Origin of the sequence: Enterobacter cloacae complex sp. ECL414 (genome assembly GCF_021869685.1) — a bacterium.
In the GTDB taxonomy this organism is placed as follows: Bacteria; Pseudomonadota; Gammaproteobacteria; order Enterobacterales; family Enterobacteriaceae; genus Enterobacter; species Enterobacter kobei.
In genome coordinates this window covers 3576521-3594273 of sequence record NZ_CP091481.1, presented here as the reverse complement: position 1 = coordinate 3594273, position 17753 = coordinate 3576521, and the positions used below count along the sequence as shown (strand labels likewise).

The window sequence follows — 17753 nt, the reverse complement described above, 5'->3', positions numbered from 1 at the left end:
AATGAGTAAAATTTTCGGGCTTTTAATATGACACCCGGGCTCCGTTCCTCGATGGGGCCCGGTTGTTTTATTCACACAAGAGGATGTTATGGTAACTATTCGTTTAGCTCGTCACGGCGCTAAAAAGCGTCCGTTCTACCAGGTTGTTGTCACTGACAGCCGTAATGCACGCAACGGTCGCTTCATCGAGCGCGTTGGTTTCTTCAACCCACTGGCCGCTGGCGCAGAAGAAGAAACTCGTCTGGATCTGGATCGTATCGCTCACTGGGTTGGCCAGGGCGCTACTGTTTCCGATCGCGTTGCTACGCTGATCAAAGCAGCAAACAAAGCAGCTTAATCTGTCACGGTGGTCATGATGAGCAATAAAGCACCTGTTGAACCGATCGTATTGGGAAAAATGGGTTCTTGCTACGGTATCCGTGGTTGGCTCAGAGTGTTTTCCTCCACTGAAGACGCTGATAGCATTTTTGATTACCAGCCCTGGTTTATCCAGAAAGCCGGTAAGTGGGAAGAGGTCGAGCTGGAAAGCTGGCGTCACCACAATCAGGACATCATCATCAAGCTGAAAGGCATTGACGATCGTGATGCCGCGAATGCGCTGACTAATTGTGAAATTGTCGTGGATTCGTCGCAGTTGCCGCAGCTGGAAGAGGGCGACTACTACTGGAAAGACCTTATGGGTTGCCAGGTAGTCACTACCGAAGGCTACAGCCTGGGAAAAGTCATCGATATGATGGAAACCGGGTCAAATGACGTTCTCGTCATTAAGGCAAACCTGAAAGATGCATTTGGCATCAAGGAGCGGTTGGTCCCGTTCCTCGATGGACAGGTTATCAAGAAAGTCGATCTCACTACTCAAACCATTGAAGTAGATTGGGATCCTGGTTTTTAAATTCTCCGGATAAACGGTAAAAGACGGCGCTATGTGGATTGGCATAATTAGCCTGTTTCCTGAAATGTTCCGCGCGATTACCGATTACGGGGTAACTGGCCGGGCAGTAAAGAATGGCCTGCTGAGCATCCAGAGCTGGAGTCCTCGTGACTTCACGCATGACCGGCACCGTACCGTGGACGATCGTCCTTACGGCGGCGGACCGGGGATGTTGATGATGGTACAACCCTTGCGGGATGCCATTCACACAGCAAAAGCCGCGGCAGGTGAAGGCGCAAAGGTGATTTATCTGTCACCTCAGGGACGCAAGCTTGATCAAGCGGGCGTGAGCGAACTGGCGACGAATCAAAAGCTGATTCTGGTCTGTGGTCGCTACGAAGGGATAGATGAGCGCGTAATTCAAACCGAGATTGACGAAGAATGGTCTATCGGCGATTACGTTCTCAGCGGTGGTGAGTTACCAGCGATGACGCTGATTGACTCCGTTGCCCGGTTCATTCCGGGTGTACTGGGCCATGAAGCTTCGGCAACGGAAGATTCCTTTGCCGATGGGTTGCTGGACTGCCCACACTATACTCGTCCTGAAGTGTTAGAAGGGATGGAAGTCCCGGCGGTGTTACTGTCTGGAAACCATGCCGAGATACGTCGCTGGCGTTTGAAGCAGTCGCTGGGCCGAACCTGGCTTAGAAGACCTGAACTTCTGGAAAACCTGGCTCTGACTGAAGAGCAAGCAAAGTTGCTGGCCGAGTTCAAAACTGAACACGCGAACCAGCAGCATGAACATGATGGGAAGGCGTAATACGCTCCCGAATATCAGTTTACCCAGGATAAGAGATTAAATTATGAGCAACATTATTAAGCAACTTGAACAAGAGCAGATGAAGCAGGACGTACCTTCCTTCCGTCCAGGTGACACCGTGGAAGTGAAAGTATGGGTTGTTGAAGGTTCCAAAAAACGTCTGCAGGCATTCGAGGGCGTGGTTATCGCTATTCGTAACCGCGGTCTGCACTCTGCATTCACTGTTCGTAAAATTTCCAACGGCGAAGGCGTTGAGCGTGTCTTCCAGACTCACTCTCCGGTAGTTGACAGCATTGCTGTTAAACGTCGTGGTGCTGTACGTAAAGCTAAACTGTACTACCTGCGTGAGCGTACTGGTAAGTCTGCTCGTATTAAAGAGCGTCTGAACTAAGATTCGCTTAAGCGACATCCTGTTAGAAAGGGCTGGCCGAAAGGCCGGCCCTTTTTTTATCTCATCGCACCTCTCGCATTAACCCTTTTGTCATAAATCATTTACAATGCTTGCCTCTTGAATGGAGGGAAAGTGGGCAACGTACTGCATCAGCACACCTGGAAACGCGCAGCGGCCTTGACCGCGCTGTTTGCGATCCTGCTGATCGTGGTAGCGCCGCTTATCTCCGTCTCCTTGCAGAAAGATCCCATGAGTGCCATGCCGGGCATGCATCATGACATGAGCATGATGTCGATGGACGCGCATCATGGCGATACGCCGCATACGATGCCTGTCGACCATGCGGAAGCGTGCGGTTACTGCGTGCTGTTAGCGCATGTACCTGGCATGATGCTGGCGCTGATCGTCCTGCTCTGCGTGGTGCTGCAACGGCTTCGCCTTAAGCCGCCGCGTCAGGCGGTCAGCCACAGGCACTTTTTCCCCTGGCTTTACCCCGATACCCGCGCGCCGCCGCGGCAGTCTGCTTTCTCCCTTTAAAAAAATATCGATAACTTTTTGCCTTAAAAAGGAAAAGTATGACTACCTGCACACCGCGCGCGGCATGGGGAAACCTGCTGCGTCGCCTCCATTTCTACATTGGGCTGTTTGTTGGCCCGTTTATCTTCTTCGCTGCGTTAACCGGTACGCTGTACGTGGCGACCCCACAGCTGGAAAATGTCCTCTATCGGCACGCGCTCCACTCCGATTCCGCGGGCGAGCCGCAGCCGCTGGCGAACCAAATTGCCGTGGCGGAAAAAATCGTGGGTTCAGATTTGCGTTTGCACGCCGTTCGTCCGGGGCTGGTTGAAGGCGAAACCACCCGCGTGATGTTTGCTGACCCGACGCTGGGGCCATCGGAAAACCGGGCTATCTTTGTCGATCCGGTAAATCTGGCGGTGCTGGGGGATATGACGGTGTACGGCACCAGCGGGATTTTACCGCTGCGCCAGACCATTGATTATTTGCATACCTCTTTGATGCTGGGTGATATCGGGCGTCTCTATAGCGAACTGGCCGCGTCGTGGATGTGGGTTGCCGCGTTGGGCGGTATTGCCCTGTGGTTTTATACCCGACCGAAACGGCGGATTAACAACCGCTTCCAGAACCGTCGTCGTGTGCATGTGGTATTAGGCTGGATCCTGCTGGGCGGAATGCTGTTGTTCTCCGCAACCGGCCTGACGTGGTCGCAGTGGGCGGGCGGAAACGTCGATAAACTCCGGGCACAAATGAACTGGCTTACGCCTCAGGTGAACACCACGCTTTCAGGTGCGCCTGCCATGATGGACGAACACGCGGAGCATCGCGGTCACCATGCCGGAATGATGATGCCTGAAATGGCGATGGATCTGACGCAATTTGATGGCGTATTAAGCGCGGCGCGTAAAGCGGGGATTGATGCCAGCAAGCTTGAGATCCGCCCGGTGAAAACGGCGGACCGTGCCTGGACCGTGACGGAAATCGATCGCAGCTGGCCAACTCAGGTGGATGCGGTTGCGGTTGATCCCGGTACGATGCAGGTTCTGGACAGAACCCGTTTTGAGGATTTCCCGCTAATGGCAAAACTGACCCGCTGGGGCGTAGATTTCCATATGGGGATTTTATTCGGGCTGGTGAATCAGCTGCTGCTCGTTGCCTTCGGGCTTGCCCTGTGCGTGCTTATCATCTGGGGGTACCGGATGTGGTGGATGCGTCGCCCGGCACAATCGGCAGTCAATCCGGTACAAACGCTTTGTCAGTGCTGGCTGGCGCTGTCAGGATGGGGAAGAGGTGTTACGCTCATCATCAGCGTGCTACTGGGGCTGGCTTTGCCTGTGATGGGGGTGAGTCTGGCGCTGTTTATTCTGATCGACTGGCTACGCTGGCGAGCGGCAACAGGCGTGTCGCTCGCCGAATCATCCGCTAAATAACCCTATGGCGTGCTGATAACCACTGATACCCGGCGGTTTTCAGCGCGCCCTTGCGCGGTACTGTTGCTCGCAATCGGGTATTTTTTGCCTAATCCCCGGGTGGTGAGATTCTCGCGCGGGATATTCGCTCCCTTCGCCCATGCGTCGGCAACGGCATTGGCACGTTTTAACGACAGCGCTTCGTTGTAACTTTCTTCGCCGTAATTATCCGTATGACCATCCATTCGAGCGTGATTCAGGCCGGTTTTCGCCAGACGAGCGGCCATGGATTGGATCTGTGTTTCACTTTCGGAACGGAGTCTGGCGTCATTTTTATCAAACAGAATGGTATCCGATAATCCCAGGGACCAGTCGCCGTTCAGTTCGTTAAAACCGTAGGACTTCATCGCTGCAATTTGTTCTGGCGTGAATTTACCTTCAGGCGGCGACTGACAGCCTGCCAGAACCAGTGAGGCCAGGACTAACGGCGCGAAGTATCGTTTTAACATAGTATATCCTTTCTAACTTATTGTTTTTGTACGCTGGTTTTTGACCTGGTACATATTGCGGTCGGCTTTTTCCAGTAATGCTTCAACGGACGCATTTTCCCACGCCAGAGCAAAGCCAATGCTGAGTGACATTGATGCTTTTTGTCCGTTATGCAGATCAAACGGACGGATAAACTGCTGCGATAACGCAGCACAAATGTGTTGAACTTCAAGCTCAGAATGAACGCCGTACAGCACCATGGCAAATTCGTCACCGCCAAGGCGATAGGACTGATGGCGCTTATCGCCAAATTCCACCATCCTGCTGGCGACTTCAATCAGCACGCAGTCTCCTGCCGCGTGTCCCCAGGTGTCATTGATAAACTTAAAATTATCACCATCAAGGAAGAGCAGGGCCGAATTTATTCTCGCCGAAGGGTCGTTCATCAGTGCCGCAATGCTGTTACGAAACGCTGCGCGGTTAGCAAGGCCGGTGAGCGGATCGTGCATGGCGGTACGCAATAGTTGGGCATTTTTCGCCTGAAGCTTAAGCTGCCACTCCTCCATCTCATCCAGGAGGCTGTTGAAGTCTTCACCAAACTGGTGAAATTCTTCGATACGCCCATCTTTCACCCGTCGGGAGAAATTACGGTTTGTGCGGACGTCATGCACCACATCGGTGATGTTTTGCAGGGCCGTGACCATGCCGTGATGCAGAGAGTGGGTAATGGCGATCGCGACGACGGTGGCAAAAAGAATACAGCCGGTAAGAACGGCAAACGACATCCAGATGAAGTGGCTAATCAGGCTGTCACGCGCGGTAAGGCGAATTTCGCCGATCATCGAACCGTTATGCATGATTGGCTGTGCAATCGGTACAGGGAAAAGCCAGCGGCTGACCAGCGTCCCCAGCGTGTCGTTATTATCCTTCGGATTCCAGGACCAGTATGCAAAACGCTTTTTGTGTACGTTAATAACTTCTGCTACGGCAAACTGCCCCTGCTTACCCAGGGCTGCGAGGGTTTCGTTGGCGGCCAACGAATCGTTGAAAACCAGAGAGGCTTCAAGACTGTGGCTCATGGTGGCGCCGGTTAATTCGAGATTCTTTTGCGCGTATTGTTTTAACGTCACGACGGAAGCAAAACAGAGTAACAGCCATATAAGCGTCATCGTGATGATGACGCTTATCATGCTGTTTCGCCTCAGCGTTCTTTTAAACGTTGGACGTGGCGCCGAGGTGAAATCTTTATCCATGCTGCTTATTCCGTGCAAGCATTAATACATCGGGATTGACCCTGACACCACTGCGCGACAATGCATCCAGATTGACGGAAAACCGCACCTGGCCACGTTCGATTATCAGGCAAAAAGCACTGCCAATAACACATTCCGGATTTTGCTCTGAGATTAATAGCAATGCTCTGCCCTGATATTGACTTATTAATTCAAGTTGTTTTGCCGGCGGTTCAGACCCGAAATAAACAGCATCGCACGTCGCATCCAGGGCTTCCCGATCGTTACGGACAATAACGGGAGTGTAGGGTAACTCGGTATGCCCTTCATTGCCGCTGAGTGCGTGCGTGTAGTGAGAGGTGGCATAAATGCAAAGCCTGGGCTGCCCGGAAAGTGACGGCCATCGCGTATAGCTCACAATCCCCGAGACAATCGAACGTACCGATTTATCCGTCTCCGTGAGCGCGCCTGCCGTCGCCGGGCCCACCATAAGAAACAGCATTAACACCAGAGTGAGTCGGAACAAAGAGATCAAGTATGAATTTCTCACCAGAATCCGCCGTACCGCTCCGGAAATAGATGTCCTTAAGAGATGCGGGCAGAATACCATTGTTTGTCTGAGCCGTCATTATGTCAGAAATAGCCTTCGGCTGACCTAAGCTAAATCCTACAGTGGTTTATTTTCCAGGGGATAAACACAGACTTAATTAAGTCTGCTGGAACGCATACTTTCGTCCATTCCTTTTTGCCATGACGCACGGAGTTTCACAGCATTTTCAACGCTATCACAACTGGCTGGATAAGATTTGCCCGCTAATCCCCAGGCATGAATAAAACCTTCTTCGCACACTTTCTTCTGACCGTCAGCGTAGCCGCGGAGATATTCGCTACGATCAACATGAGAGTCATTAAAACTATCGGCCAGGGTCTGGTTATCTTTAACCACCAGGCCATTCATGGCGTCTTCTTTTCCGGCACTGAACCAGTCCGGACTCGTCCAGTGGGGCTGAAAAGTGTAAGGATTAATCTGGCAGCCCGATAAAAACAGCAACACCAGCACCAGAGCAATTGAGCGCATAGCGATTCTCCTTTTTTCTTCAGCATAGCCTGGCGGAAGAAAAGCGGAGTGTAATTTAAAGTTTACGTATTTAACGGCTGTTTTTTGCTAATAATTAGCTTATGTAAAGTAATATTTACGGATTTTGGATTGAAATCTTTACTTGTTGTGGTATCGTTGCTTCACCTCATCGAGGATAACAACTATCGCAAACGAGCATTACAGGATCGCCATCATGCAAAAAGACGCGCTGAACAACGTACATATCACTGACGAACAGGTTTTAATTACCCCGGATCAACTGAAAGCAGCATTCCCGCTGAGTGCAGCGCAGGAGGCTCAAATTGAGCACTCTCGCCAGACCATTTCTGACATTATCGCTGGTCGCGATCCGCGCCTGCTGGTGGTCTGTGGTCCTTGCTCTATTCACGATCCTGAAACCGCCATTGAGTACGCTCATCGATTTAAAGCATTAGCGGAGGAGGTCAGCGATAGCCTCTATCTGGTGATGCGCGTCTATTTTGAGAAGCCACGCACGACTGTTGGCTGGAAAGGGTTGATTAACGATCCGCACATGGATGGCTCGTTTGATGTGGAAGCAGGGCTGAAGATTGCGCGTCGCCTGCTGGTGGAGCTGGTTAGCATGGGGCTGCCGCTGGCAACCGAAGCGCTTGATCCGAATAGCCCGCAATACCTGGGCGATCTGTTCAGCTGGTCTGCGATTGGCGCGCGGACGACGGAATCGCAAACCCACCGCGAGATGGCGTCTGGTCTGTCGATGCCGGTTGGTTTTAAAAACGGTACCGATGGCAGTCTGGCGACGGCGATCAACGCTATGCGCGCCGCCGCAATGCCGCACCGTTTTGTGGGTATCAACCAGGCGGGCCAGGTGTGCCTCCTGCAAACTCAGGGTAACCCGGACGGTCATGTGATCCTGCGAGGCGGTAAAGCGCCAAACTACAGCCCGGCAGATGTGGCGCAGTGTGAAAAAGAGATGGAGCAGGCGGGACTGCGCCCGGCACTGATGGTAGATTGCAGTCATGGTAATTCGAATAAAGATTATCGTCGCCAGCCCGCGGTTGCCGAATCCGTGGTCGCACAGATCAAAGACGGCAACCGTTCGATTATCGGTCTGATGATTGAGAGCAACATTCATGAAGGTAATCAGTCATCTGAACAACCGCGCAGTGCGATGAAGCACGGCGTCTCCGTGACGGATGCCTGCATCAGCTGGGAAACCACCGATGCGCTGCTGCGTGAGATCCATAAAGATTTAAATGGCCAGCTGGCGACGCGTCTGGCTTAAGAGGTTAGCTATGGTTGCTGAATTGACCGCATTACGCGATCAAATTGATGAAGTGGACAAGGCGCTGCTGGATCTGCTGGCGCGCCGTATGGCACTGGTTGCTGAAGTCGGTGAAGTAAAAAGTAAATACGGCCTGCCGATTTACGTTCCGGAGCGGGAAGCCTCAATGCTGGCTTCCCGTCGTAAAGAGGCCCAGTCGCTGGGTGTTTCGCCGGATTTGATTGAAGATGTGCTGCGTCGCGTAATGCGCGAATCCTATTCCAGCGAAAACGACAAAGGCTTCAAAACCCTCTGTCCGTCCCTGCGTCCGGTGGTGATTGTCGGCGGCGGCGGGCAGATGGGGCGTCTGTTTGAAAAAATGCTGACGCTTTCTGGCTACCAGGTGCGCATTCTGGAGAAAGAGGACTGGGCCCAGGCGCCAGAACTGATGAAAGACGCGGGAATGGTTATCGTCAGCGTGCCGATCCACGTGACGGAGCAGATCATCGGAAAACTTCCGCCTTTACCGCAGGATTGCATCCTGGTGGACCTTGCTTCTGTCAAAAATGGTCCGCTGCAGGCAATGCTGGCCGCGCATACGGGTCCGGTACTGGGTCTGCACCCGATGTTTGGCCCGGACAGCGGCAGCTTGGCGAAGCAAGTGGTGGTTTACTGCGACGGGCGTCAGCCGGAAGCCTATCAGTGGTTCCTCGAACAGATTCAGGTATGGGGCGCACGACTGCACCGTATCAGCGCGGTTGAGCACGATCAGAACATGGCGTTTATTCAGGCACTGCGCCACTTTGCGACCTTTGCCTACGGTCTGCATCTGGCGGAAGAGAACGTGCAGCTTGAACAGCTGCTGGCGCTCTCATCACCGATCTATCGTCTGGAACTGGCGATGGTTGGACGTCTGTTTGCGCAGGATCCCCAGCTTTACGCCGACATTATTATGTCGTCCGAAAATAATCTGGCACTGATCAAACGTTACTATCAGCGCTTTGGCGAAGCCATTACGCTGCTGGAGCATGGCGACAAGCAGGCGTTTATCGACAGTTTCCGTAAAGTGGAGCATTGGTTCGGTGATTACGCCACGCGTTTCCAGAGCGAGAGCCGCACGCTGTTGCGCCAGGCAAATGACAGTCGCCAGTAATCCGATGATGTATATACTGAAAGCCAGCATTGCTGGCTTTTTTCATTTTGGGGAACTGTCATGGCTGAACCGCAGCTGCTGTTGAATTACACCGGGCACCTGCCTGAGTGTCCGACATGGAGCGCTGAAGAGCATGCGCTCTACTGGGCCGATATCCTGGAAGGCGAAATCCACCGATATCATCTGCCAACGGCAGAACACACCGTGCTCTCTTTCCATGAGGAAGTGGGCTGTTTTGCGTTGCGTGAACGCGGCGGGTTTATCGTGGCCATGCGCAATGGCATCTGGCTTGCCGATAAGCATGGCCTCCTGCAGCGTAAGGTGTGCGATAACCCCTCTAACCCACAGCTGGCGCGTTTTAATGACGGGGGAACCGACAGTATGGGGCGTTTCTATGCGGGGACGTTCTGGGGGCCGGGGGATTACAACGGCGCGTTGCTGATGCGTATCGACAACGATCTGACACCGAAAGTAATCCAGTGTGATATTCACGGGCATAACGGCTTAGCGTTTAGTCCGGATAAGCGGTGGATGTATACCTCCGATACGCCCAATGGGGTGATCTATCGCACTCCGGTTGATCAGCAGGGTGAACCCGGCAGACGTGAGATCTTTCGTCAATTTAAAGAGGGCGAAGGGATACCGGACGGCGCGGCAGTCGATGTGGAAGGCTGCTACTGGAGCGCACTGTTTGACGGCTGGCATATCGCGCGTTTTTCACCGCAAGGGGAGCAGCTGGAAGAGTATCGCTTGCCTGTACGTTGCCCGACGATGGTCTGCTTTGGCGGCGATGATATGAAAATGCTGTTCATTACGACCACGCGGGAAAATATGGATGCAGAAGAGGTGGCTGAGTATCCGCTCTCCGGCGCCATCTTCACCCTGCCCGTAAATGTGGCAGGGATGAAGAAAAGTCGCTTTATCGAACGTTAGCTTGGATCGACAGGCACGACGTTTTCGCTCGGATAGCAGCCCAGCACTTTCATGGAACGGGTTATCTCACCCAGTTCACGCAGGGCCTTCTGCATGGAGGCAGACTCCAGGTTGGCCTGGATATCGAGATAAAACATCTCTTCCCACGGGTTACCGTGAATCGGACGCGATTCCAGTTTGGTCATGATCAGGTTGTGGTTGCGCAGCACCAGCAGGGCTTCAACCAGTGCACCCGCCTGTTGTCCGGTCGCCATCAGCAGCGTGGTTTTCGCTGGAACCTGGTCTGACACATTGATGGACTTACGCGCCAGCACCACGAAACGGGTAATATTTTGCGTCTGGTTTGCCAGGTTGCGCTCCAGCACCTGTAAGCCATACAACGCGCCACCCGCCTCGCTACCGAGTGCAGCGACGGCTGGCGAGTTAGCCTGCGCCACTTTTTCCATTGCCGCGGAGGTGCTTTCGGTGTACTCGATTTTCCAGTTCGGATAGCGGTTCAGGAACTGGCTGCACTGCTGGAACGGCTGGGGATGACTGTAGACGGTTTCTATCTTGCTCAGATCGGTTGAGCCGGAGACCAGCACGCAGTGATCGATAGGGATCGTCAGCTCGCCAACCAGCGACAGGCTGGTGTGCTGCAGCAAATCGTAAACGTCGTTGATGGCACCCGAGCTGGTGTTTTCAATGGGCACGACGGCGTAATCCGCCTGGCCGGTCTCGACCTGGTTAAAGATATCGGCAAATTTTGCGCAGCCGCTCTCAATAAATTCTTCGAAATGGCGAGCGGCATACTGACGTGCGGCCAGGTGAGAGTAAGAGCCTTTCGGGCCGAGGAAGGCGATACGCGCAGAATGCGGGTTAGTTTTGTTCAGATGCTGCTGGAGCAGCGCTTGCTGAGTGAGAACGGAGTCTTCAATGATGAGCTGGAACAACCGGGTGATGTAATGGGCATCGAGGTGGTGCGCTTTGCCGAGCTGGATCAGACGTTCCAGCAGATCGCGTTCGCGGTCAATATCACGTACCGGACGATGGGAGTCCAGTTTGGCTTTCCCTACTTCAACGGCGAGCATGCGACGTTCGGCCAGCAGTGCCAGTAATTTCTCATCCAGCGCGCTGATTTTTACGCGCAGGTCCAGTAACGGGTTTTCCGGTGTCATAGTGTCGCCTGTCTCATTTTATCGTTATCAATAAAAAAGGCCCCCCGGTGTGGGAGGCCTTGTTGTTCGTCTTCGCATTCTTTATCACACGACGAAACGCCTCCCGGTCAGGGGAAGGTAAAAAAGAATGCGAAGAAGAACGGCGTAAGTTTCATAACATCATCCTGTGATTGATATCGTTAAAGTACCTGTACTGTTTTCACCCTGTCAATAAAAAACGCGCCCGAAGGCGCGTTGGCGGTACACTCAATTTAAAGGATTACTCTTCTTCAACTTCTTCCGCGAAGCTGGCGTCTTTCACCGAGGATGCGGCGCGACGGGCTTCACCTTTGTGTTGCACTTTATTGAGCTGCCGTTCCAGCTTGTTGATCAAATCGTTAATAGCCGTGTACATATCTTCATGTTTAGCGCTGGCGACCAGATGGCCGTTTGGAGTATTGATAGTTGCGTCAGCGATGAAACCCTGTGGCTCCTTAGACAGAATGATATGCGGGTTAATCAGGTGAGTTTGCCATTTATCCAGTTTGGCGAGACGGTCTGCGACGTGCTGGCGAATTGCCGGAGTAATTTCCATTTGTTTACTGGTAATGTTCATTGTCATAAATTTTACCTCTTGTCTTTCCGTCTTGGTGATTCCAGCATACCCGACCTAATGTCAAAATGTGTGATTTAGATCACGTTATTTTGTCGGTTTTTGTCAGGGAATCTTTTTTGTGAGGCAGGGCAGGAAGAGGTGAGATTTACCTTGTGGAAGGCAAAAATTGCGGTCATAGTTGACGGGATGAGTTGAGATAAAGCGCTTCAGCGAATATCAGAAATGGATACAAAAACGGCAGCCTTCGGGCTGCCGTTTTGCATTGAAGCACTATCAGGTGTTGCTGCTATTAGCGGCGATAATTTTCGCCACTTTTTCAGCCTGAGTGGTCATCTGCATCTGACGGTAAGCATTTTCCATCAGCTTCAGGCCGTCACGCGTTGCCTGAGTATCCGGGTAATCACGCAGCATACCTTCTACGCGGTTAACCACGGCAACCCATGCGCCACGGCGGGTATAGTATTCCGCAACCGAGTATTCATACTTCGCCAGGCGATCTTTCAGGAACACCAGACGTTTGGTCGCGTCGGTCACGTACTGACTGTTTGGATAGCCGCGCACCAGTTTGGAGAAGTCATTGAAGGCATCACGCGCATGCTGGGGATCACGATCGGAACGATCCACGCCGAAGAAGCCCTGCAGAGCACTGTCATCCAGCGCCATGTTGGTCAGACCGCGCATGTACATGACGTAATCGATGTTAGGATGAGTCGGATTCAGACGCATGAAACGATCGATAGTTGCCTGAGCCAGCGGCAGGTCGGCATTTTTGTAGTAGGCGTAGATAAGATCTAATTGTACCTGCTGCGAATACGGACCAAATGGATAGCGATTATCCAACGCTTCCAGTTGCGTTATCGCCTGTTTCCAGTTACCGTCCTGCAACTTTTGTTGTGCAGTCGCATAGATTTCATTCGGCGGATTGTCAGGGACCTGTTCATTCGAACCGGAGCAGCCCACCAAAGCCAGGCTCAACGTGGCCGCTGCCACCAGATATTTCATGCGCGTCATGACGTTTTGACTTTCCTCAAATGTTTGTCCGGGAGAAACTCTGTTCCTGCTCCCGATTAAGACCAGCTACAATAGCACACTATATTAAACGGCAAAGCCGTAAAACCCAACGTTAAACAAAGAAGCAGTTTATGGCACAACGAGTAGAACTCACCGCAACAGTCTCCGAAAATCAGCTCGGTCAACGCTTAGATCAGGCTTTGGCCGAATTGTTCCCTGATTATTCGCGTTCACGCATAAAAGAATGGATCCTTGACCAGCGCGTGCTGGTAAACGGCAAGATCTGGGACAAACCAAAAGAGAAAGTGTTTGGTGGGGAAGCTGTTGCCATCAATGCTGAAATCGAAGAGGAAATCCGCTTCGAGCCGCAGGATATCCCACTGGACATCGTCTATGAAGATGATGACATTCTGGTAATCAACAAGCCGCGCGACCTGGTTGTTCATCCGGGGGCGGGGAACCCTGACGGTACGGTACTTAATGCACTTCTCCATTACTATCCGCCGATTGCTGACGTCCCGCGCGCGGGTATCGTTCACCGTCTGGATAAAGACACCACCGGTCTGATGGTCGTGGCAAAGACCGTTCCTGCTCAGACCCGTCTGGTGGAATCACTGCAGCTGCGTGAAATTACCCGTGAATACGAAGCGGTAGCCATTGGCCACATGACCGCTGGCGGCACGGTAGAAGAACCGATTAGCCGTCACCCGACCAAACGCACTCATATGTCGGTGCACCCGATGGGGAAACCAGCGGTGACGCACTATCGCATTATGGAGCACTTCCGTATTCATACGCGCCTGCGCCTGCGCCTGGAAACCGGTCGTACGCACCAGATCCGTGTTCATATGGCCCACATTACCCATCCGCTGGTGGGGGATCAGGTATACGGCGGTCGTCCGCGTCCGCCAAAAGGCGCATCGGATGAGTTCATCAGCGTACTGCGCAAGTTCGATCGTCAGGCGCTTCACGCGACCATGCTGCGTCTCTATCATCCCATCACCGGTATTCAGATGGAGTGGCATGCGCCTCTCCCACAGGATATGGTGGAACTGATTGACGCCATGCGTGCTGATTTCGAAGAACATAAGGACCATGTGGACTGGTTATGACCAAACTGATTGTCCCGGAGTGGCCACTACCTGAAGGCGTGGCCGCCTGCAGCTCAACCCGTACTGGCGGAGTCAGCCAGGGCGCGTGGGAGTCGTTGAATCTCGGCGCACACTGTGGCGATAACCTGGAGCACGTAGAAGAGAACCGCAGGCGTCTGTTTGCTGCGGGGAATCTGCCTTCGAAACCGGTCTGGCTGGAACAGGTTCATGGTAAAGCGGTGCTGAAGCTGACGGGAGAACCTTACGCGTCTAAACGCGCAGACGCCTCTTACAGCAATACTCCGGGCACGGTTTGTGCCGTTATGACCGCCGATTGTCTGCCGGTTTTGTTCTGTAACCGGGCTGGTACTGAAGTGGCTGCCGCGCATGCAGGCTGGCGTGGATTGTGTGAGGGCGTGCTGGAAGAGACCGTCGCCTGCTTTAACGATGATTCCGCCAATATCATGGCCTGGCTGGGTCCGGCGATTGGCCCTCGTGCTTTTGAAGTGGGGCCGGAAGTTCGCGAAGCATTCATGGAAAAAGATCCGCAAGCCGCTGAGGCTTTTCAGCCTTCCGGTGAAAAATATCTGGCAGATATTTACCAGCTTGCCCGTCAGCGCCTGAATAGCGTCGGTGTCACGCAGATCTTCGGCGGAGATCGCTGTACTTTCACCGAAAAGGGTGATTTTTTCTCTTATCGCCGCGACAAGACTACGGGTCGTATGGCAAGTTTTATTTGGCTGATATAACCTAAAGAATCAAGACGATCCGGAACGTGCCGTTTTCTTTTCACATAATTCAGATCATTAACCTTGAATAATTGAGGGATGACCTCATTTAATCTCCAGTAGCAAATTTGACCTGTTTATGGGAGGAGTTATGCGTCTGGATCGTCTTACTAATAAATTCCAGCTTGCTCTTGCCGATGCCCAGTCGCTCGCGCTGGGGCACGACAACCAATTCATCGAACCTCTTCATTTAATGAGCGCCTTGCTGAATCAGGAAGGGGGATCGGTACGTCCTTTATTAACGTCTGCTGGCATTAATGCTGGCCAGTTACGCACCGCTATCGATCAGGCACTGAGCCGTTTACCGCAGGTAGAAGGTACCGGCGGTGATGTTCAGCCGTCTCAGGATCTGGTGCGCGTGCTGAACCTTTGCGACAAGCTGGCGCAAAAACGTGGGGACAACTTTATTTCGTCAGAGCTGTTTGTTCTGGCGGCGCTTGAATCACGCGGTACCTTAACCGACCTGCTGAAATCTGCCGGTGCAACCACCGCCAATGTGACTCAGGCGATTGAGAAAATGCGCGGAGGTGAAAGCGTGAACGATCAGGGAGCCGAAGACCAACGTCAGGCTTTGAAGAAATTTACGGTCGATCTGACCGAACGTGCTGAGCAGGGCAAACTTGACCCGGTCATCGGCCGTGACGAAGAGATCCGCCGTACGATTCAGGTATTGCAGCGTCGTACCAAGAACAACCCGGTTCTGATTGGTGAGCCCGGTGTGGGTAAAACCGCCATTGTTGAAGGGCTGGCGCAGCGTATCGTAAACGGTGAAGTGCCGGAAGGGCTGAAAGGTCGCCGCGTGCTGGCACTGGATATGGGGGCGCTGGTGGCCGGGGCGAAATACCGCGGTGAGTTTGAAGAGCGTCTGAAAGGTGTGCTTAACGACCTGGCTAAACAGGAAGGCAACGTCATTCTGTTTATTGACGAACTGCACACCATGGTGGGGGCCGGTAAGGCCGACGGCGCGATGGATGCCGGGAACATGCTGAAACCAGCCCTGGCACGTGGTGAACTGCATTGCGTTGGCGCCACGACGCTGGATGAGTACCGCCAGTACATTGAGAAAGATGCTGCTCTGGAACGTCGTTTCCAGAAAGTGTTTGTTGCCGAGCCAAGCGTTGAAGATACCATCGCGATTTTGCGTGGTCTGAAAGAACGTTATGAGCTGCATCACCATGTGCAAATCACCGACCCGGCGATTGTGGCGGCGGCGACGCTTTCGCACCGTTATATTGCTGACCGTCAGTTGCCGGATAAAGCGATCGACCTGATTGATGAAGCGGCGTCGAGCATTCGTATGCAGATTGACTCGAAACCGGAAGAGCTGGACAGGCTCGACCGTCGTATCATTCAGCTCAAGCTGGAACAGCAGGCGCTGAAGAAAGAGTCTGATGAAGCCAGTAAGAAACGCCTCGATATGCTCAACGAAGAACTGGACGACAAAGAGCGTCAGTATTCTGAGCTGGAAGAAGAGTGGAAAGCCGAGAAAGCTTCACTGTCTGGCACGCAGACCATTAAAGCGGAACTTGAGCAGGCGAAAATCGCCATCGAACAGGCTCGCCGTGTGGGCGATCTGGCGCGAATGTCCGAGTTGCAGTACGGCAAAATCCCTGAGCTGGAAAAACAGCTTGAGATCGCCACGCAGTCGGAAGGCAAAACCATGCGTCTGTTACGTAATAAAGTGACGGATGCAGAAATTGCGGAAGTGCTGGCTCGCTGGACCGGTATTCCGGTGGCGCGCATGATGGAAAGCGAACGCGATAAACTGCTGCGTATGGAGCAGGATCTGCATCAGCGCGTGATCGGTCAGGACGAGGCGGTTGAGGCCGTCTCCAATGCCATCCGCCGTAGCCGTGCGGGGCTGTCCGATCCTAATCGCCCGATTGGTTCGTTCCTGTTCCTGGGGCCGACCGGTGTCGGTAAGACCGAGCTGTGCAAAGCACTGGCTAACTTTATGTTCGATAGCGACGATGCGATGGTGCGCATCGACATGTCCGAGTTTATGGAAAAACACTCCGTCTCGCGTCTGGTCGGGGCACCTCCAGGATATGTCGGTTATGAAGAAGGTGGCTATCTGACAGAAGCGGTGCGTCGCCGTCCTTATTCCGTCATTCTGCTGGATGAGGTGGAAAAAGCGCACCCGGATGTGTTCAACATTCTGCTTCAGGTGCTGGATGATGGCCGTCTGACTGACGGGCAGGGGAGAACGGTCGACTTCCGTAATACGGTCGTCATTATGACATCGAACCTGGGTTCTGATTTGATTCAGGAACGTTTCGGTGAGCTGGACTACGGCCATATGAAGGATCTGGTGATGGGGGTTGTCAGCCATAGCTTCCGTCCAGAGTTCATCAACCGTATTGATGAAGTGGTGGTGTTCCATCCTCTGGGTGAGAAACACATTGCGTCGATTGCGCAGATCCAGCTGCAGCGTCTGTACAAACGTCTGGAAGAGCGTGGATATGAAATTCACATCTCTGACGATGCGCTGAAACTGCTGAGCGAGAACGGTTATGATCCAGTGTATGGTGCGCGTCCGTTGAAACGTGCTATCCAGCAGCAGATCGAAAACCCGCTGGCGCAGCAGATCCTGTCCGGGGAGCTGATTCCGGGCAAAGTTATCCGTCTGGAAGCCAACGACGATCGCATTGTGGCAGTGCAGTAAGTCACAAAACGCAAAAACGAGCCGCTTGCGGCTCGTTTTTGTTTAAAAACCAGGCGAGAATTGAGGTCTGGGAAGTGTTTTGCCTGGAAAGTGAGCAGTCAGTAAATAATTTTCACTTTATCCTTGCAGGTTCGGAATTACTCCCTATAATGCGCCTCCACTGACACGGAACAACGGCACACAAGCCGCCGGGCCAGCAGAGAAAAGCAAAATAAACGCTTGACTCTGAAAGAGGAAAGCGTAATATACGCCACCTCGCAACGGTGAGCGAAAGCCGCGTTGCACTGCTC

At 53.0% G+C, this 17753-nt stretch carries 20 protein-coding genes and 1 other annotated feature; of the genes, 12 read left to right on the top strand and 8 right to left on the bottom strand.

What is annotated here, in order from left to right; all coding sequences use genetic code 11:
* Nucleotides 1-88: 88 nt before the first annotated feature.
* From rpsP to L3068_RS17150, 6 genes are all read left to right on the top strand, one after another.
* Nucleotides 89-337 carry a 30S ribosomal protein S16 gene (gene rpsP, locus L3068_RS17175; protein WP_003863133.1) on the top strand — a complete coding sequence of 83 codons (249 nt, stop codon included), beginning with the start codon at nucleotides 89-91 and terminating at the stop codon, nucleotides 335-337.
* 15 nt (nucleotides 338-352) lie between these two features.
* On the top strand, nucleotides 353-892 hold the full coding sequence (rimM, locus tag L3068_RS17170) for a ribosome maturation factor RimM (protein WP_003863136.1): 540 nt from the start codon (nucleotides 353-355) through the stop codon (nucleotides 890-892).
* Nucleotides 893-923: 31 nt separating this feature from the next.
* The gene (trmD, locus tag L3068_RS17165; protein ID WP_014884877.1) at nucleotides 924-1691 is read left to right on the top strand and encodes a tRNA (guanosine(37)-N1)-methyltransferase TrmD; all 768 of its coding nucleotides are present in this window, start codon (nucleotides 924-926) and stop codon (nucleotides 1689-1691) included.
* A gap of 43 nt (nucleotides 1692-1734) precedes the next feature.
* Nucleotides 1735-2082 (top strand): 50S ribosomal protein L19, encoded by a 348-nt coding sequence (rplS, locus tag L3068_RS17160; RefSeq protein ID WP_002914145.1) that lies wholly within the window; start codon nucleotides 1735-1737, stop codon nucleotides 2080-2082.
* Nucleotides 2083-2214: 132 nt separating this feature from the next.
* On the top strand, nucleotides 2215-2619 hold the full coding sequence (locus L3068_RS17155; protein ID WP_117582355.1) for a DUF2946 domain-containing protein: 405 nt from the start codon (nucleotides 2215-2217) through the stop codon (nucleotides 2617-2619).
* Nucleotides 2620-2657: 38 nt separating this feature from the next.
* Nucleotides 2658-4028 (top strand): PepSY-associated TM helix domain-containing protein, encoded by a 1371-nt coding sequence (locus L3068_RS17150; protein WP_117582353.1) that lies wholly within the window; start codon nucleotides 2658-2660, stop codon nucleotides 4026-4028.
* 2 nt (nucleotides 4029-4030) lie between these two features.
* On the opposite strand, the gene L3068_RS17145 is transcribed toward L3068_RS17150, so the two are convergent.
* The 4 genes from L3068_RS17145 to L3068_RS17130 all read right to left on the bottom strand — a co-directional run bounded on the left by L3068_RS17145 (nucleotide 4031) and on the right by L3068_RS17130 (nucleotide 6806).
* Nucleotides 4031-4516, bottom strand: a complete 486-nt coding sequence (locus L3068_RS17145) for an OmpA family protein (RefSeq protein WP_014884874.1) — start codon at nucleotides 4514-4516, stop codon at nucleotides 4031-4033.
* A gap of 12 nt (nucleotides 4517-4528) precedes the next feature.
* Nucleotides 4529-5749, bottom strand: a complete 1221-nt coding sequence (dgcN, locus tag L3068_RS17140; RefSeq protein ID WP_117582351.1) for a diguanylate cyclase DgcN/YfiN — start codon at nucleotides 5747-5749, stop codon at nucleotides 4529-4531.
* The gene (yfiR, locus tag L3068_RS17135; RefSeq protein ID WP_072093817.1) at nucleotides 5742-6230 is read right to left on the bottom strand and encodes a regulatory sequestration protein YfiR; all 489 of its coding nucleotides are present in this window, start codon (nucleotides 6228-6230) and stop codon (nucleotides 5742-5744) included. The genes dgcN and yfiR overlap by 8 nt, the downstream gene beginning before the upstream one ends.
* A 201-nt stretch (nucleotides 6231-6431) precedes the next feature.
* Entirely contained in the window at nucleotides 6432-6806 is a 375-nt protein-coding gene (locus tag L3068_RS17130; RefSeq protein ID WP_117582349.1) for a DUF2799 domain-containing protein, read from the bottom strand.
* Between the two features lie 214 nt (nucleotides 6807-7020).
* On the opposite strand from L3068_RS17130, the gene aroF reads away from it, so the two are divergent.
* The 3 genes from aroF to L3068_RS17115 are packed head-to-tail and all read left to right on the top strand — an operon-like array spanning nucleotide 7021 to nucleotide 10156.
* Nucleotides 7021-8091 carry a 3-deoxy-7-phosphoheptulonate synthase AroF gene (aroF, locus tag L3068_RS17125; protein WP_014884870.1) on the top strand — a complete coding sequence of 357 codons (1071 nt, stop codon included), beginning with the start codon at nucleotides 7021-7023 and terminating at the stop codon, nucleotides 8089-8091.
* Between the two features lie 10 nt (nucleotides 8092-8101).
* Nucleotides 8102-9223, top strand: a complete 1122-nt coding sequence (gene tyrA, locus L3068_RS17120; RefSeq protein ID WP_023337646.1) for a bifunctional chorismate mutase/prephenate dehydrogenase — start codon at nucleotides 8102-8104, stop codon at nucleotides 9221-9223.
* A 60-nt stretch (nucleotides 9224-9283) separates the two neighbouring features.
* Nucleotides 9284-10156 (top strand): SMP-30/gluconolactonase/LRE family protein, encoded by an 873-nt coding sequence (locus tag L3068_RS17115; RefSeq protein ID WP_117582346.1) that lies wholly within the window; start codon nucleotides 9284-9286, stop codon nucleotides 10154-10156.
* Here L3068_RS17115 and pheA read toward each other — a convergent pair.
* The 4 genes from pheA to bamD all read right to left on the bottom strand — a co-directional run bounded on the left by pheA (nucleotide 10153) and on the right by bamD (nucleotide 12919).
* Nucleotides 10153-11313, bottom strand: a complete 1161-nt coding sequence (gene pheA / locus L3068_RS17110; protein WP_023331106.1) for a bifunctional chorismate mutase/prephenate dehydratase — start codon at nucleotides 11311-11313, stop codon at nucleotides 10153-10155. The genes L3068_RS17115 and pheA overlap by 4 nt on opposite strands.
* Before the next feature lie 30 nt (nucleotides 11314-11343).
* Nucleotides 11344-11469, bottom strand: a sequence feature (Phe leader region).
* The gene (gene pheL / locus L3068_RS17105; protein ID WP_100249759.1) at nucleotides 11421-11468 is read right to left on the bottom strand and encodes a pheA operon leader peptide PheL; all 48 of its coding nucleotides are present in this window, start codon (nucleotides 11466-11468) and stop codon (nucleotides 11421-11423) included. Its footprint overlaps the feature before it by 48 nt.
* Nucleotides 11470-11572: 103 nt before the next feature.
* Nucleotides 11573-11914, bottom strand: a complete 342-nt coding sequence (raiA, locus tag L3068_RS17100) for a ribosome-associated translation inhibitor RaiA (RefSeq protein WP_014884866.1) — start codon at nucleotides 11912-11914, stop codon at nucleotides 11573-11575.
* Between the two features lie 267 nt (nucleotides 11915-12181).
* Entirely contained in the window at nucleotides 12182-12919 is a 738-nt protein-coding gene (gene bamD / locus L3068_RS17095) for an outer membrane protein assembly factor BamD (RefSeq protein WP_014884865.1), read from the bottom strand.
* A gap of 131 nt (nucleotides 12920-13050) precedes the next feature.
* On the opposite strand from bamD, the gene rluD reads away from it, so the two are divergent.
* The 3 genes from rluD (at nucleotide 13051) to clpB (ending at nucleotide 17463) form a co-directional block, all read left to right on the top strand.
* Entirely contained in the window at nucleotides 13051-14031 is a 981-nt protein-coding gene (gene rluD / locus L3068_RS17090) for a 23S rRNA pseudouridine(1911/1915/1917) synthase RluD (RefSeq protein ID WP_014884864.1), read from the top strand.
* A complete protein-coding gene (gene yfiH / locus L3068_RS17085) occupies nucleotides 14028-14759 on the top strand; it encodes a purine nucleoside phosphorylase YfiH (protein WP_045269715.1) in 732 nt (243 codons plus the stop codon). Before rluD ends, yfiH begins: the two co-directional genes overlap by 4 nt.
* 130 nt (nucleotides 14760-14889) lie before the next feature.
* Entirely contained in the window at nucleotides 14890-17463 is a 2574-nt protein-coding gene (gene clpB / locus L3068_RS17080; RefSeq protein ID WP_014884862.1) for an ATP-dependent chaperone ClpB, read from the top strand.
* Nucleotides 17464-17753: the final 290 nt, after the last annotated feature.